15 protein-coding genes are annotated in these 16323 nt (G+C 62.3%); 5 read left to right on the forward strand and 10 right to left on the reverse strand.

Going from position 1 to position 16323, the window contains the following annotated elements:
• The 3 genes from AWB69_RS43080 to pabB form a co-directional block, all read left to right on the forward strand.
• Positions 1–459 (forward strand): Hsp70 family protein (locus AWB69_RS43080; protein ID WP_156529186.1); only part of this gene is annotated, 459 nt, incomplete at its 5' end.
• Between the two features lie 333 nt (positions 460–792).
• Positions 793–1935 carry a molecular chaperone DnaJ gene (gene dnaJ, locus AWB69_RS43085; protein ID WP_062092872.1) on the forward strand — a complete coding sequence of 381 codons (1143 nt, stop codon included), beginning with the start codon at positions 793–795 and terminating at the stop codon, positions 1933–1935.
• 24 nt (positions 1936–1959) lie between these two features.
• A complete protein-coding gene (gene pabB / locus AWB69_RS43090; RefSeq protein WP_062092873.1) occupies positions 1960–3747 on the forward strand; it encodes an aminodeoxychorismate synthase component I in 1788 nt (595 codons plus the stop codon).
• An 81-nt stretch (positions 3748–3828) separates the two neighbouring features.
• On the opposite strand, the gene panB is transcribed toward pabB, so the two are convergent.
• The 6 genes from panB to hda all read right to left on the reverse strand — a co-directional run bounded on the left by panB (position 3829) and on the right by hda (position 9130).
• Positions 3829–4644: a 3-methyl-2-oxobutanoate hydroxymethyltransferase gene (panB, locus tag AWB69_RS43095; RefSeq protein WP_062092874.1), complete on the reverse strand. Its 816-nt coding sequence runs from the start codon at positions 4642–4644 to the stop codon at positions 3829–3831.
• Between the two features lie 58 nt (positions 4645–4702).
• Positions 4703–5410 (reverse strand): deoxynucleoside kinase, encoded by a 708-nt coding sequence (locus tag AWB69_RS43100; protein WP_062092875.1) that lies wholly within the window; start codon positions 5408–5410, stop codon positions 4703–4705.
• 36 nt (positions 5411–5446) lie between these two features.
• Positions 5447–5974, reverse strand: coding sequence for a 2-amino-4-hydroxy-6-hydroxymethyldihydropteridine diphosphokinase (folK, locus tag AWB69_RS43105; protein ID WP_062092876.1), 528 nt, complete (start codon positions 5972–5974; stop codon positions 5447–5449).
• A 72-nt stretch (positions 5975–6046) separates the two neighbouring features.
• Positions 6047–7636: a polynucleotide adenylyltransferase PcnB gene (pcnB, locus tag AWB69_RS43110; protein WP_062092877.1), complete on the reverse strand. Its 1590-nt coding sequence runs from the start codon at positions 7634–7636 to the stop codon at positions 6047–6049.
• Positions 7629–8315, reverse strand: a complete 687-nt coding sequence (locus AWB69_RS43115) for a histidinol-phosphatase (protein ID WP_062092878.1) — start codon at positions 8313–8315, stop codon at positions 7629–7631. Before AWB69_RS43115 ends, pcnB begins: the two co-directional genes overlap by 8 nt.
• Positions 8316–8392: 77 nt before the next feature.
• Positions 8393–9130, reverse strand: a complete 738-nt coding sequence (hda, locus tag AWB69_RS43120) for a DnaA regulatory inactivator Hda (protein ID WP_197500471.1) — start codon at positions 9128–9130, stop codon at positions 8393–8395.
• Between the two features lie 232 nt (positions 9131–9362).
• On the opposite strand from hda, the gene purM reads away from it, so the two are divergent.
• Positions 9363–10418, forward strand: a complete 1056-nt coding sequence (gene purM, locus AWB69_RS43125) for a phosphoribosylformylglycinamidine cyclo-ligase (protein WP_062092879.1) — start codon at positions 9363–9365, stop codon at positions 10416–10418.
• A gap of 48 nt (positions 10419–10466) precedes the next feature.
• On the opposite strand, the gene AWB69_RS43130 is transcribed toward purM, so the two are convergent.
• From AWB69_RS43130 to thiL, 4 genes are all read right to left on the reverse strand, one after another.
• Complete coding sequence (locus tag AWB69_RS43130; RefSeq protein WP_062092880.1) at positions 10467–13772, reverse strand: DEAD/DEAH box helicase; 3306 nt, start codon at positions 13770–13772, stop codon at positions 10467–10469.
• 72 nt (positions 13773–13844) lie between these two features.
• On the reverse strand, positions 13845–14345 hold the full coding sequence (locus AWB69_RS43135) for a CinA family protein (RefSeq protein WP_062092881.1): 501 nt from the start codon (positions 14343–14345) through the stop codon (positions 13845–13847).
• A 54-nt stretch (positions 14346–14399) separates the two neighbouring features.
• Positions 14400–14936, reverse strand: coding sequence for a phosphatidylglycerophosphatase A family protein (locus tag AWB69_RS43140; protein ID WP_231937436.1), 537 nt, complete (start codon positions 14934–14936; stop codon positions 14400–14402).
• Complete coding sequence (gene thiL, locus AWB69_RS43145) at positions 14926–15981, reverse strand: thiamine-phosphate kinase (RefSeq protein ID WP_062092882.1); 1056 nt, start codon at positions 15979–15981, stop codon at positions 14926–14928. The genes AWB69_RS43140 and thiL overlap by 11 nt, the downstream gene beginning before the upstream one ends.
• A 245-nt stretch (positions 15982–16226) precedes the next feature.
• Between thiL and AWB69_RS50105 the strand changes: the two genes are divergently transcribed.
• Positions 16227–16323, forward strand: a 97-nt coding sequence (locus tag AWB69_RS50105) for a hypothetical protein (protein WP_231937437.1), incomplete at its 3' end; no start/stop codon positions are given.

A 16323-nucleotide genomic window follows, 5' to 3' on the forward strand; every position in this document is an offset into this window, starting at 1 on the left:
ATCGTCATCAAGGCGAACTCGGGTCTGTCGGACGCCGAGATCGACAAGATGGTCAAGGACGCCGAAGCGAACGCCGACGAAGATCACCGTCTGCGTGAACTGGCCGACTCGCGCAATCAGGGCGACGCGCTGGTGCACAGCACGAAGAAGGCCGTGGCTGAATACGGCGACAAGGTTGAAGCGGCTGAGAAAGAGAAGATCGAAGCGGCGTTGAAGGACCTGGAAGAAGCGCTGAAGAGCACGGCGAGCGACAAGGCAACGATCGACGCAAAGATCGAAACGCTGGCCACGGCGTCGCAGAAACTCGGCGAAAAGATGTATGCCGACATGGCTGCAGCGCAAGGTGCGGCGGGCGCGGCAGGTGCAGCGGGCGCAGCAGGCGGTCCGGGTGCGCAAGCGGCGCCGGAGCAGCACGATGATGTCGTCGACGCTGACTTCAAGGAAGTGAAGAAGGACTAAGTCGATTGAACCGCATCAGCGATTCGTCGATGAAGGAACCGGTCTCGTGCGGCTTCGGCCTTGCACGGGACCGCGACGGAAAATGTCTCGTGCGCGACTGAGCGTACGGACGAAGAGCGCGCCTGGCGAGCCAAATGGCTTCCCGGGCACGTTGTTTTTTAGAGGGCGCTGCGTTTTGTGCGGGTTGACCCAAGCGTGCTGATCATCTTTTGATCGCGCGAGTCCCGCATGAAGGCCAGGCGTCGACGAACCACATGAGTCGCGAGACTCAAGGCATCCAAGAGGGAGCCGCCGGACCTGATCTTCAATCAGGCGCGGTGGCGCTGAACCGATATGGCGAAACGGGATTACTACGAGGTTATGGGCGTCGCGAAGAATGCGAGCGACGACGAAATCAAGAAGGCTTATCGCAAGCTTGCGATGAAGCATCACCCCGACCGCAATCCGGATAACAAGGATTCGGAAGCGCATTTCAAGGAGGTCAAAGAGGCCTACGAAATGCTCTCTGATCCGCAAAAGCGCGCAGCCTACGATCAGTACGGGCATGCAGGCGTCGATCCGAACATGGCCGGTGCAGGTCAGCAAGGTTTTGGCGGTTTCGCAGATGCATTCGGCGATATTTTCGGCGACATCTTCGGCCAGGCGGCCGGCGGTGGAGCGGGAGCCAGCCGCGGGCGTGCGGGTCCGCAGGTTTATCGCGGCGCGGATTTGCGCTACAGCATGGAAATCTCGCTGGAGCAGGCCGCACATGGCTACGACACGCAAATTCGCGTGCCGAGCTGGGTAAATTGCGAGATCTGCAAGGGCTCGGGCGCGAAGCCCGGCACCAAGCCGGAAACCTGCCCGACGTGCCAGGGACAAGGCACCGTGCGTATGTCGCAGGGCTTTTTCAGCATCCAGCAGACTTGCCCGAAATGTCATGGCACCGGCACCTACATTCCTGAGCCGTGCGGCCATTGCCACGGCGCGGGCAAGGTGAAGGAAACGAAGACACTGGAAGTCAAGATCCCGGCCGGTATTGATGACGGTATGCGGATTCGTTCGTCGGGTAACGGCGAGCCGGGCATCAATGGCGGTCCGAGCGGTGACTTGTACGTCGAGATTCACATCAAGCAGCACTCGGTGTTCGAACGCGACGGTGACGACCTGCATTGCCAGATGCCGATTCCCTTCACCACGGCGGCGCTTGGCGGCGAGATTGAAGTGCCTACGCTGGCTGGCCGCGCGAGTTTCACCGTGCCGGAAGGTACTCAGTCGGGCAAGACGTTCCGGCTGCGTAGCAAGGGTATCAAGGGATTGCGCTCGAGCATTGCCGGGGACCTATATGTGCATGTGCAGGTCGAAACGCCGGTCAAGCTCACCGACCAGCAACGCGATCTGCTCAAGCAGTTCGAACGCTCGCTGACCGAGGGCGGCGCGCGTCACAGCCCGCAAAGCAAGAGCTGGTTCGATCGGGTGAAGAGTTTCTTCGACTGAGTTTCTTCGATCAAGGCAATAATCATGCAGCAACGCAGCGAGGTTTTTGCGCTGCTCGACGATTGCGACTCGACCGCCGAAAGGCGGTCGAGTCGCCTTTACGCCAGCTTCTTGCACGAACGGTCGTGTCATGACCCCGCTCAACTCGACGAAGTCTGCGCGAGTGTCGACGCAGACCTGCGCGACGGACTGCACGCCGTCGTGCTCGCAGACTATGAATTTGGCCGCAACCTCCAGTTAGCGCAGCCCGGCGACGCCGCGCTGCGCTTTTTGTTGTTCCGCGAGTGCACGTTGTTGTCGCGTGAAGAAACCGAGAGTTGGCTCGCCTCACGCGATAACGGCCTGGCTGATCGGCCATCGGTGGCAGGGGTGGCGAGCATTGAAGCGAGTGTGTCCCGCGATGCGTTCGAACAGGCCATTGCGGCTGTTCAGGAAGCGTTGCTGGCGGGCGATTCTTATCAGGTCAACTACACGTTCCGCCTTGCCTTCGATGTGTTTGGTTCGACGGTTGGGTTATATCGAAGGCTGAGGGAGCGGCAGCCGGTGCGTTATGGCGCGCTGATTGCGTTACCCGACGGACACGATGTGCTGTCGTGCTCACCCGAGTTGTTCATCGAGCGCCAGGGCGATGTGATCCGTGCACGGCCGATGAAGGGCACGGCGCCTCGCAGCGTGGACCCGGAATGGCTGCGGCTCGATCCAAAGAATCGCGCCGAAAACCTGATGATCGTCGACCTGCTGCGTAACGACATGTCGCGTGTCGCGGTCACGGGAAGCGTGCAGGTGCCGCATTTGTTTTCGGTCGAGCCGTACAAGTCGGTTTGGCAGATGACGTCGACGGTGGAAGCGCGCTTGCTTCCCGGCACCACTTTCGCCGGCATACTCCGGGCGCTGTTGCCCTGCGGCTCGATCACGGGCGCGCCGAAGCACAACACAATGCAGTTGATCGACGCGCTGGAAAGCACGCCGCGCGGCATTTATACGGGCGCGATCGGCTGGCTGGATAAAAGCCGGGACTTTTGTTTGTCCGTGCCGATCCGCACGCTGGAAATACTTCACGGCCGAGGCAAGATGGGCGTTGGCGGGGGCATTGTGCTGGATAGCAATGCCGCCGATGAATTCGAGGAGTGCGAATTGAAGGCCCAATTCCTGACCGGCTCCGATCCGGGCTTCCAACTCTTCGAGACCACTTTTGCTACACGGGAAGAGGGCGTTCGGTACGGAGATCGTCATCTTGCCCGGCTTGCCTCCAGCGCCGAATGGTGCGGTTTCCCGTTTGATCCGGTGAAGCTGCAGGAACGCATTGATGAAGCATGTGCGGGCTTCGAGGCGAAGGCGGGTTATCGGTTGCGGATTGCGTTGAGCAAAAGCGGCCAGATTGCTGTGACGAGTGCGCCGCTGGTGCCGTTGGCGGCGTCGACGGTTGACGTTTTGCTGGCATCGGAATATGGCTTCGCAGCGCAATCGGCGGATGATCCGTTGCTCAGGCACAAGACGACGTCGCGTGAAGAATATGACCGCGCGTGGCGCGAGGCCGAAGCGCTAGGCGCGTTCGACATGCTGTTCTTCAACGAGCGCGGAGAGTTGACGGAAGGCGGGCGATCGAACGTGTTCGTGAGACTCAATGGCCGTTGGAGCACACCGCCGCTTGACGCGGGATTGTTGCCGGGCGTGATGCGCGGCGCATTGATCGAAGAGCTGGATGCCGAGGAGCGCTCGCTGACGCGTGAGGACCTGGACCGTGCGGAATCGTTGATGATTTGCAACGCACTGCGCGGCGCGATGCCGGCGCGGCTGAAGCAGTTGAGCTAAGCGGAAGCGAAACGTGTGCAATAACCGGGAGCGCGATGAACACTCAAACGCGCCCCGACCATCGATGTCAGCAAAACCCCTTTAAAACGTGTGCTCCGGCCCGGGAAACGTCTTCTCCCTGACCGCGCGGACATACGCCTCGACGGCGGCAAAAATACTCGGCTGCCCTTGCATGAAGTCTTTAACAAACCGTGGCCGTTTGCCGGGGAAAATCCCGAGCATGTCGTGCAGCACAAGCACCTGGCCCGAACACTCGATCCCCGCGCCAATGCCAATGGTCGGGATAACCAACTGCTGCGTCACCTCGCTGGCCAGCAGCGTAGGCACTGCTTCGATCACCAGCAACTGCGCACCGGCATCCTGGAACGCCTGAGCGTCGCGGCGCATTTGCTCGGCGCCGGCGTCGGTTTTCCCTTGCACCTTGAACCCGCCAAACGCGTGGACCGATTGCGGCGTCAAGCCCACATGCCCGCAAACAGGAATGGCCCGGTCAACCAGAAACTTGACCGTATCGGCGACCCATTCACCGCCTTCGATCTTCACCATCTGTGCACCCGCGCGCATCAACTGCACGGCGTTCGCATAAGTTTCCTCGCGCGAGCTGACCGTGCCAAACGGCATGTCGGCGACAACCAGCGCGTTCTTGTTGCCACGTGCGACCGCGGCAGTGTGATACGCAATATCTGCCAGCGTCACGGGCAGCGTCGTGCCATGCCCTTGCAGCACGTTTCCAAGCGAATCGCCGATCAGCAATACATCGACGCCCGCGCTATCCAGCAACGCGGAAAAACTCGCGTCGTAACACGTGAGCATCGCGATTTTTTCGCCGGCTTCGCGCATGGTCCTGAGCTTCGGAACGGTGATCGCGGTGCGGCTGGTTTCCTGCAGATACGCCATGAGAATTTCCACATCGACTAGATAAGAAACGGCACGCCTACGCGCAAGCCGGACGGACTTAAAGTGACGTGCCCTTGACAAAGAATTCCTTGCGCCCACGCATGGTTTCAATGCGGTCTACCAGCAGCGCCAAATCGGCGTCCGATTCCAGCGGACTCAAATGCTCGGCGTTCACCGTAAGCAGCGGTGTAGCGTCGTAGTGATAGAAGAAGTCATTGTAGGCGTCGCAAAGGGCGCGCAGGTAGGCGTCGGGAATTTGCAGTTCCATCGGCAGCGCGCGCTTTTGAATGCGCGCGAACAATACCTCGGGACTTGCCTGCAAATACACGACCAGATCCGGCGCGGGCGCGGATGCATCAATACGCCTCGTGATTTCCCGGAACAGCTCGAATTCGTCGTCGGGAAGCGTGAGGCGTGCGAACAGCGCGGTTTTATCGGTGAGGAAATCGGTGATGAGCGGCGCGCCGGCGTTTTGCCCGTGATGCCCCGGCGCACCCAGCAGCGCCGCCGCGATTTCCTGCGTTTGCTGCGCGCGCTGTAACGCAAACTGCAATTGCGTGGGCAGCGCGTAACGCGTGTTGTCGCGATAAAACCGCTCGAGAAACACGTTCTCCTGCGGGCGCTCGAACAGCGTGCGCATTGACCAGCGTTCGGCGAGCAAGCGCGCCAGCGTGGTCTTGCCGACGCCAATAGGCCCTTCAATCGCAATGTACCGATGCGGCGGGCGCAACTGCGGCGCGGTGACGGTAAGGGGCGACATGCTCATGGGCTATTCACCTTTCAGGCTTCGCGTCGCGAAATTCTAGGCTTCGCGTCGCGAAGTGCAGCGGGAAGCGAATAGCGGACACTGATGTGTCGCCACTTTTTCAATACGTTGATCCTGGACCGAAGCGAGAAATGCATCGGCGCGGCCACGTTGCGCGATGACTACATTGCGGTCGAGTTCGATCAAGGGCACGAGTGTAAACGCGCGCTCGGTGAGCCGCGGGTGCGGCACGACGAGATCGGCTTCCTCGATGCAGGAATCGCCATACAGGAGGATGTCGATATCGAGCGTACGCGGCGCGTTCCGGTACGGCCGCTCGCGTCCGAAATGGCTTTCTATGCCGTGGCACAGCCGCAGCAACTGGCGTGCGGCCAGCGTGGTATCGATCTTGACGACACAATTGAAGTAGTCGTCGCCACCGGCGTCAACAGGCGCGGTGCGATAGAGGCTCGACTTCGCGAGCACGGTGATCGTGTGTTGCTGGGCAAGACACACCACTGTGTCTTTCAGGGTCTGGCGCGCGTCACCGAGGTTTGCGCCCAGGCCCAGATAAGCTACCGTCATGGCATGAATCCTACGACTGTCGTTCGGCGAAACACGACTCAAACGCGGTGATCAAAACGCGCGCGGTCCGTGTCAATCGTCGCGCTGGCCACCGCTTTCGTCGCCATACCGCGCGTCACGCACGTCACGCTCTTCGCGAGCTGACCCTTCTGCGGTCGCGCCGCCCTGCATTCCGTCACCCGGTCCGCGGCTCCTGGCGTTGCTGCTACGCCGCCGTCGTTTCTTGGGCGCCCGGTCCTTCCCGCCTTGCGAAAGCAATGACTCCCGCGCGGCGGCGTCCCCTTCAATAAAATCCGTCCACCACTGCCCAACCGATGCATCCAGTTCGCCGGATTCGCATCGCAGCAGGAGGAAATCATAACCCGCCCTAAACCTTTGGTGTTCCAGCAGCTTCATCGCGCTTCTGCCCGAGCGTTTTTCGAGCCGATGTTGCAGACCCCATATCTCGCGCATATCCGATGAAAAGCGCTTGTGGATAGCAAGCTTTTCGGTCTGCATGTCGAGCACGTCGTCCATGGCGCGATGCAGGGCGGGCACGGGGAATTCACCGGCCAGCGTGTATTGCTGCCAGCGTGTCTGCATGTCGTTCCAGAGCAGCGTGGCGAACAGGAAACCTGGCGATACACCCTTGCCGGCGCGCACGCGTTCGTCGGTATTGGTCAGGGCGAGCGTGATGAATTTCTCGCCGTGCGTCGATTCGAAAATCACGTCGAGCAGCGGCAGCACGCCGTGATGCAAACCTTCGGCGCGCAGCCGCGTCAGGCACGCGAGCGCGTGGCCTGAGAGCAGCAGCTTGAGCATTTCGTCGAAGAGACGCGCTGCCGGGACGTTGCTGATTAAGTCGGCCAGTTCCGCGATCGGTGCGCGCGTGGCGGGCTCGATCTCGAAACCGAGCTTCGCGGCAAAACGCACGACGCGCAGCATGCGCACCGGATCTTCGCGATACCTCGTGGCCGGGTCTCCGATCATGCGCAGCAAACGCGCGCGGATGTCGGCCATGCCGTCGTGATAATCCAGCACCGTTTGCGAGGCCGGATCGTAATACATGGCGTTGATGGTGAAGTCGCGGCGCGTGGCGTCTTCGTGCTGCTCGCCCCACACGTTGTCGCGCAGCACGCGGCCGCTGGCATCGACCGCATGCGTGCGTGTGTCCATCTCGCCGCGTCGCAGGCGGGGCGGAGGCGGTGAGGGCGGTGCGTCGGCGGGGGTATCGACGAGCGCGCGGAACGTCGATGTTTCGATGATGTCCTGCCCGAACTGCACGTGCACGATCTGGAACCGCCGGCCGATGATGCGCGCGCGGCGGAACAGCTTCTGCACCTGGTCGGGCGTGGCGTCGGTTGCAACGTCGAAATCCTTCGGCGCCACGTTCAGCAGCAGGTCGCGCACGGCGCCGCCCACGATAAACGCACGATGCCCGCCTTGCTGCAGGCCCTCGGTAACGCGAATCGCGTTCTTCGAGATCAGCGCCGGGTCGATGCCATGCACATCCGCCGACAGGATCACAGGCACGTTGGGATCGCGCTTCGCCGCGGCGGGCGTGGCTTTCTTGCGCGTGCTCTTGCGGGCGGGTTTTACATCGTCGGAGAGCGGGGCGGTTGCCGGGGTCTCTTCTTTGGCGCTTTCCTGGCCGAACAGCTTGCGGATGAGTTTTTTAATCACGTGGGGAGAAGATTTCCAGGATGCGCCAGCCGCGGGCTTGCGCATGGGCGCGCAGGGTGTCGTCGGGATTGGTCGCGATCGGGTCGGTGACTTTCTCGAGTAGAGGAATGTCGTTGTGCGAGTCGCTGTAGAAGTAGCTGTGTTCGAAGTCGGTCAGGCTTTTTCCCATCGACGCGAGCCACGCTTCGGTGCGCACGATCTTGCCCTCGCGATAGCTCGGCGTGCCCGTTGCGCGGCCGGTCAGCTCGCCGTTGGGCACATTGTCGACCGTTTCGACCTCGCAGGCGATCAACGCTTCAATTCCGAACGCCCGGCCGATCGGCGCCGTGATGAATGCGTTCGTGGCGGTGACGAGGCAGCAGAGATCGCCGGCTTGCTGGTGCTTGCGCACGAGTTCGAGCGCGGCGGGCGCGATGGCCGGCGTGATGATTTCGCGCATGAATTGCGCGTGCCAGTCGTCCAGTTGCGCGCGCGGGTGCCTGGCGAGTGGTGAAAGCTGGGCGGTCAGGTACGCGTGGATATCGAGCGTGCCGGCTTTGTAATCTTCGTAGAACGCGTCGTTTTGCTTCGCGAACTGGTTGGCATCGACAATGCCGAGCTTCGCCATGAAGCGACCCCATTCGTGGTCGCTATCCGTCGGGATGAGGGTGTGATCGAGATCAAAAAGGGCTAGGTTCATGGGAGCGCATTTTACTTGAAGCGGGTGGAAGCGTTCGCTGGCTGCTCGCGGTGGGGTGAGGGACCAAGAGAAAGAGCCTAAAAAAGCTCGGTCTGCGGACGGGGCGCGTCGTCGTCCGTCTTGCCTTCTTTGGCTGCGAGCATGGTGCGTAATAACGGCAGCGTCACGGCGCGCTTTTGTTCCAGCGAAAAGCGGTCGAGTTCATCGAGCAGGGTCATCAGGCTGGGCATGTCGCGGCGAAAATGCGTGAGCAGGTAAGCGGGGACGTCGTCCGCCAGCGCAATGCCGCGCTCGCGTGCCGCGTGTTTCAGCGCGCCGGCCTTGCTCTCGTCAGAAAGGGGCGTGAGCTGGAAAACCAGCCCCCAGCCGAGCCGTGTGCGCAAATCTTCTCTCACCGACAACCCCAGCGGCGCCACATTGCCGGTTGCCACCAGCGCGCTTGCCGGATGCGCACGCACTTCGTTGAACAGGTTGAAGAGCGCAATTTGCTGGGCCCCCGAGAGCCGCTCGCAGTCGTCGATGGCGTAGACGCTGGCGTTCGGATCGAACGTGAACGCGGCCAGTGGCGCTTGCGGGCTCAGGAAGCGCGCCCGGCCGTTCCCTTCGTGCACCAGCGCTTGCAGCAGATGGCTGCGGCCGCTGCCGGCTTCCCCCCACACATAGAAGGTCCGGTCGGCCACGGGGCCGGCTGCGAGCGCACCGTCGAGTTCGCGCAGACGGGTCACCAGTTCATGGTTGCCGGCGGCGAAAAAATTATCGAAGGTGGCGAGCGGCGGCGTGCCGAGATCGAGCGTCAGTTGGCGTTGCACGGGCAATCGGTTCCGTCAGGGCGTATCTTGAAAAGCGGCGCGCTCAGTATGCCGATGCCCGGTTTATGCCGTGGCGAAAGGCGTTGAGCGCAGGGTCGAGTTTCCAGCCGGATGGGCGCGAGTCTCGAAAAGGGTCTGGTGCGGTCTTTCGGAGTCAGGGCCGCGAACTGCGAGAAATCCGGCCGGGCGGCTGGCATCGGTTAAAATCTCATTTTACCGACCTTCTCGCCGATCCCCCATGAATCAACCGAAATCCGCCCCAGACGCCCAAGGTTTGTCCTATCGCGACGCGGGCGTGGACATCGATGCCGGCGACGCACTTGTCGACCGGATCAAGCCCTTTGCCAAGAAAACCATGCGCGACGGCGTGTTGGGCGGCATTGGCGGATTCGGCGCGTTGTTCGAAGTCCCCAAGCGGTACAAGGAGCCGGTGCTGGTGTCTGGCACGGACGGCGTGGGCACGAAGCTGCGGCTGGCGTTCCAGTTGAACAAGCATGACACAGTGGGCCAGGATCTGGTCGCCATGAGCGTCAACGACATCCTGGTGCAGGGTGCCGAGCCGTTGTTTTTCCTCGATTATTTCGCTTGCGGCAAGCTGGACGTGGATACGGCCGCGACCGTGGTGCAGGGCATTGCGCAGGGTTGCGAACTGGCCGGGTGTGCGTTGATTGGCGGTGAAACGGCTGAAATGCCGGGCATGTATCCGGACGGTGAGTACGATCTGGCCGGGTTTGCGGTGGGTGCCGTTGAGAAAAGCAAGATTATCGATGGCTCGACCATTCAGCCTGGCGACGTCGTATTGGGTCTCGCTTCTTCCGGCATCCATTCGAACGGGTATTCGCTGGTGCGCAAGATCATTGAGCGCGCTCAGCCTGACCTGAACGCCGATTTCGATGGCCGTTCGCTTGCCGATGCGTTGATGGCGCCCACGCATATTTACGTGAAGCCGTTGTTGTCGCTGATGTCGAAGCTGGCCGTGAAGGGTATGGCGCATATCACCGGCGGCGGCCTGGTTGAAAACATTCCGCGGGTTCTGCGCGATGGCCTGACGGTTGAGCTGGATCACCGGGCTTGGCCGTTGCCGCCGTTGTTCTCGTGGCTGCAGAAGCATGGCGGCGTGGCTGATGCGGAAATGCATCGGGTGTTCAACTGCGGGATCGGGATGGTCGTGGTGGTGGCCGCCGGCGACGTTGAAGCCGCGACGGCGCTTTTGTCGGCGGCTGGTGAACAGGTCTGGTCGATCGGCGTGGTGCGCGATTCACTTCCCGGTGAAGCTCAGACTGTCGTGGTTTAAAGTTTGAATTTCCGTTCGCGCCGGCGGATCCCACCGGCGCGAACGACCTCAAACCACCGGCATTGGCGCCAGCAACGCCTCAATATCCTCGGCAGAGAACTTCGCTGCCCCGGCTGCGTCCTCACGCAAGATACTATCGGCGAGAGCGGCTTTGCGGCCCTGCATTGCCACAATCCGTTCTTCAATACTCCCCGCCACGATCAGCTTGTAGACGAACACCGGCTTCAATTGCCCAATCCGGTGCGCCCGGTCCGTGGCCTGATTCTCCGCCGCCGGATTCCACCACGGATCGTAATGAATCACCGTGTCGGCCGCCGTCAGATTCAACCCCACGCCACCCGCCTTCAGGCTGATCAGGAACAACGGCACCTCGCCGTCCTGGAAGCGCTTCACCGGCGTAATCCGATCCGTGGTGTCTCCCGTCAACGTGACATACGGAAGCCCGGCTTTATCGAGCGCGGCTGCAATGATCGCCAGCATCCCGGTGAACTGGGAAAACAGCAGCACCCGGCGCCCCTCCTCGAGCAACTCCGGCAACATATCGAGTAACAAATCGAGCTTCGCCGATTCCTCCACACGCCCGGCCCGCGTCAGCTTCACCAACGCCGGATCGCAGCAAACCTGCCGCAGCTTGAGCAGCGCTTCGAGCACAACAATATGGCTGCGCGCCAGCCCTTGATCCGCTACCGCCATCCGCACTTTTTCCTGCATCGCGATCCGCACCGTCTCGTACAGGTCGCGCTGCGCACCCTCAAGCGCCACTGTCCGCACAATGGTCGTTTTCTGCGGCAATTCCTTCGCGACCTCATCCTTTCTTCGACGCAGCATGAATGGCCGAATCCGGCGCACCAGCAAATCGCGCCGCACCGGGTCGTCGTACTTTTCGATTGGCGTGCGCCAGCGCTTCGTGAAGTCTTTCTGCGTGCCAAGGAAACCGGGCAGCAGGAAATCGAATTGCGCCCACAACTCACCCAGGTGGTTTTCTAACGGCGTGCCGGTCAGGCACAACCGATGCCGCGCGCGCAAATCGCGAATGCCCTTCGCGGCCTTGGTCGCGACGTTCTTCACGATCTGCGCTTCATCGAGGATCAGCAGGTGGTATTCGTGCAGCGCCAGCATCGCCTGATCGCGCCACAGGAGCGGGTACGTGGTCAGCACGAGATCGTGCTCGCCAATCTGGTCGAAACGTTCCTTGCGCTGCGGGCCATGCAGATCCAGCACCCGCAAATCAGGCGCGAATTTTTTCGCTTCCTCACGCCAGTTGTGAATCAGCGTGGTCGGCAACACCACCAGCACCGGCTGGTCCAGCCGTCCCGACTCCTTCTCGACCAGGATGTGCGCCAGCGTCTGCACGGTCTTCCCGAGGCCCATGTCGTCGGCGAGAACACCCGACAGATTGCGCTCGCGCAAATACTGCATCCAGTTGAGCCCTTCGCGCTGGTACCCCCGAAGCTCGGCGCGCAAGCCGCGCGGCACGGGCACTTCCCGCAAGCCCGGTCCTTCCTGCAAACGCCGGGCAAGCTCACGAATGGAAAGGTCGCCGTGGAACTGCCAGCGGCCTGTGTCGCTGAGCGCTTCCAGCCGTCCGGCGTCCTGCTCGGAAACACGCAGCGGATGGGTGGCGAGGGTATCGAAGAGATCGATCAACACGCGCACCACGGGCTTGATCCGTGCCGCCCGTACCCGCAGCCGCTCGCCCAGATCGGTCTTCAGCTCGATGCCTTCTTCGTCGGGGATCGAATCGATGGCGCCCGCCAGCCAGCGCCGGTCGCGCTGGAACAGGTCGGCCAGCAGCGGTTCGAGCCGCACGCTGCGCTCGCCTACGACAATGCCGAGCTCCAGGTCGAACCAGCCATCGGTTCCCTGGCGCGCGGTGCCCTGGATGTCATCGATCTCAATGAAGTCGAAGCGAAATTCCGGCGACATGCTCACGCGCCAGCCGTTCTCGCGCAACTCGGGCAACGCGTCGTTGGTGAACACGGCCCATGCGTCGGGCGCCGGCAAGCCGAGCACGCCATTGGGAATGGGCTTGGGGCCGAACCGCTGATGCGAGGGAATCTGCCGGAAGCCAAGGTCGTAGAGCGAGGCCAGGTAACGCGCCTCGACGTCGTGCCGGCGCTTCACCTGGACCATCTCGCCGGACGCGGCGCGCATGACCGTTGTGGCGCGCGTGGGGTCTATGCTGAAGCCATCGTAATCGAAACTGACGAGGGCAAAATCGAGCACGTTCGCGGCAGTGCGCTCGTCGCGGGACCGCCAGCTGCTGTTGACGGGCCGTGTATCGAGCAGGAGCACCGGCACCGGTTCCGTATCGACAATATGCACGTTCAGCGTTTCCGGCTCCGGCGGCGGAGGCAGGTCGGAGTCGACTTCACGCAGCATTGCGCTCACCAGCGGCGCTTCGGCCAGCGAGATGGGCGGCATCGACAAATAGTCGGCCAGTTGCCGGGCAGGTTGCGGCATATCGACAACGCCCGCTTCGAGCGTTTGCGCATCGGCAAACCAGAGCGGTTCGGTGGGAATGACCAGCGTGGCGGGTGGCTCGGTTTGCAGCACGGGACGCACGCGATCGTCCAGGTCGGGCGTCCACTCGATCCGTCCCGGCCGTTGCTGAGCTTCACGCAGCGGCCGGCGCGGCTCCGCGGCGTCGTGGTCGGCCGGCATGGCGCTGAACAACCGTCCTGTTGCCAGCATGCGCTGCATCAGGTCCGCGCCTTCTTCGCCATGCAGCCCGAAGCCGCCGAAATCGTTGCGGGTACGTCCAATGACGAGCCCGCGCACGATGCTCATGTCTTCGTCGCTGACGAACTTCGGCTGCTTGACAAGCGCCGCGTCCAGATTGGTCCAGGGCCGGTCGAGCGTCTGGAATGATCCGTCCGGACTGAGCCGTACCTTATACAGCGCGACTTCGGCGGTGCGCATGATGCGCGACGTTCCCAGCACATAAACGAGCGCGAGCGCACCGCCCGACTCGCCGGGCTTTTTTGCGGAGGTGTTGCGAGTGGAGGCAAACCGCGAGCGGAATCCTTCAAGCCAGCCCGCCACTTCGGGGCGCACGGTTTCGGACTCGCGCGGCCGGTCCGCCGCGCTCGCGAGCAATACGGCGGCAGCGTGCTTGCAGCCGTACCCCACCGGGCACGAACAATGACCTTGCGCGGAAAGATTGCCGTGGTGATCGTTGAACATGACTTCCACGGTATAAGGCTGGCGTTGCGTGCCTTGAACGTTGGCGCGCAGCACGTCTTCGTCCCAATGCAGGCGCGTCACTTCATCCACATACGAGCGTGCCTTGGCAACGGTATGCGAGCCGAGCCATTTGATGATCTGAGCCGTGTCGTACACAAACGCCGGCATCAGCAAACCCGCCCGTGCATGGCCGTTCCCGTCTCAGCCTGTCCTGCCGCCATCCGTTCAATCACCGTCTACTCACCGTTCCCTTCTTTCCAATAGTTCCAGCAAGCCACGCAGCGCGTAGGCCGCCGCCTGGGTGCGGATCTGTTCGCGATCGCCCTTGAATTGCTGCGTCTCCACCGCCGTGTGCAGGCGGTTGCTCCATGCAAAAGACACCATGCCGACGGGCTTTGTTTCCGTGCCGCCGCCCGGTCCGGCCACGCCCGTAATAGACAGCGATACCTGAGCCCGGCTATTCCTCAGCGCGCCTTCCGCCATGGCTTTGGCGACCGGTTCGCTGACCGCCCCGTGGCGCTCGATCATGTCGGCCGGCACGCCGATCATCTCGGTTTTCGCCAGGTTCGAATAGGTCACGAAACCGCGTTCGAACCACGCGCTGCTGCCGGAAATATCGGTCATGGCAGCAGCCACCAACCCGCCGGTGCACGATTCGGCAGTCGCGAGCATCAGGCGCTCGTCGCGCAGTTTGTTGCCGACACGGATGGCGAGTTGGTGGACGACGTTATCGGTAGCCATGGCAAAGCCTCGGGTGGAGCGCTCGAAAGACGTGAGACGCAGGCAAGACGGAAATCAAACGGTCATGCGCCACAGCGCAATCACGAGCAGCGTGAAGAACGCAGCGGCGATATCGTCGAACATGATGCCGAAACCGCCTTTCAACTGGCGGTCGAAATACCGGATTGGCGGCGGTTTCACCATGTCGAAGAAACGGAACACGATGAACGCCCACAACTGCCCGGTGAACGTGGCCGGCGTGACGAACAGCAACACCAGCCAGAACGCGATGATCTCGTCCCACACCACCGGCGACGGATCGGAAATGCCCATTTTCTTCGCCGTGAAACCGCAGAACCAGCAGCCGGCCACGAACCCCACGGCAATCAGCACAGCCCATTCGGCGACCGTCAGGTGCGGGTTGAACACCACGAACGACACCCACGCGAACAAGGTGCCGACCGTGCCGGGTGCGATTGGCGACAAGCCGCTGCCGAAACCCAGCGACAGGATATGCAGCGGATGGGAGAACATGAAGCGCGCGCTTGTCCGGCGCGACGGCTTTGCGCTGGGTGTGTCGTCGATTGTGTCGATGATCGGATCAGTCTGCATGAAAATGGTCGAAGCCCGTATCTGGGAAAGAAACCGGACCCGTGTTGTCGCGCCAGCCGATGGCCGGCGCGTCGCGGGGCGCGCCCGCCGGGGTTGCGCCGAGCGTGCCGGAAGCCGTTCGTCCTTCGGCGGCCGGACCCTCGATTGTACCGATACGAGTCAACAAAGCTTTCTGCGCTGTTGCTGTCCGCTCGATTTCGGCCCTCGCGGCAACAGGCGCGGTGAAGCAGAGTTCGTAGTCGTCGCCGCCGGCCAGGATGCAATGCACCTGCGTGGCCGCGGGCAGGCTGGCGAGCGTGCCGGAGCGCGGTACCTGGTCGATATTCACCGTCGCGCGAACATTCGAGCGCTTCAGGATATGGAGCAGGTCGCCGGCGAGACCGTCGGAGATATCGAGCGCCGCGTGCGCGATGCCCCGCAACGCCATGCCGAGCGCCACGCGGGGTTCGGGCTGTTCGAGCGCCTTGATTGCAATGGCTTCGTCGACGGGGTTCTTCAGCGACCATTCGCCGCGGCGGATTCCCAGCCCGGCGCGCGCACCGCCGAGTACGCCGGACACCCAGATGTCATCGCCCGGACGTGCTGCGTCGCGCCGCAGCGCAAGCGCCGCGGGGACATCGCCGAACACGGTAATGCTGATGCACACCTGCGGACCGCTGGTCGTATCGCCGCCAATCAGCTCGCAGCCGTACTGGTTGGCCATCTGGAAAAGACCGCTGCTGAATGCTTCGAGCCAGCTTTCGTCGGCTTTCGGCATCGACAACGCAAGGGCGAACGCACGCGGCTTCGCGCCCATGGCGGCGAGGTCCGACAGGTTCACCGCCAGCGCCTTGTAACCGAGTGCCCACGGGGAGACATCGGGGAAAAAATGGCGGCCCGAGACCAGCATGTCGGTGGAAATTGCCAGGTGCTCACCGCGCTTCGGCGCGAGCAGCGCGCAGTCGTCACCAATGCCGAGCGTGGCCTTCGGCTCGTCGTCCGTCGCCGGGAACGTGGCGGCGGGCTGGGAGAAATATCGTTCGATCAGGGAAAACTCTGAGAGCATCGGCAATCCGGCAATGTCGAGGGAGAGTTGGGGACGATGCGCGCGTGTTGACGCGCGTTTCGTCTCAATAAGGGAATTTTGCGGCGTGAACCCGCTGCCGGCTTGGCGGTCATGCTGCTTTTCCAGGTCTTGTCCAAATGGGCTATACGCCGCGAATTGCCGGTATTGCCATCCGGAGAGCCCGTAGATTGGCGCTACAATGCGTTCGAACTTCTATTCTAATCTCGCCTAAAGCCAGACGCCTCATGACCACTCCCGCCGATAGCGCCAAAGCCAAACTCCGCGAAGCCGCGCTCGATTACCACGAGTTTCCCACCCCCGGCAAAATCGCGATTGCCCCCA

It is taken from the genome of Caballeronia udeis (assembly GCF_001544555.2).
Taxonomy (GTDB): Bacteria; Pseudomonadota; Gammaproteobacteria; order Burkholderiales; family Burkholderiaceae; genus Caballeronia; species Caballeronia udeis.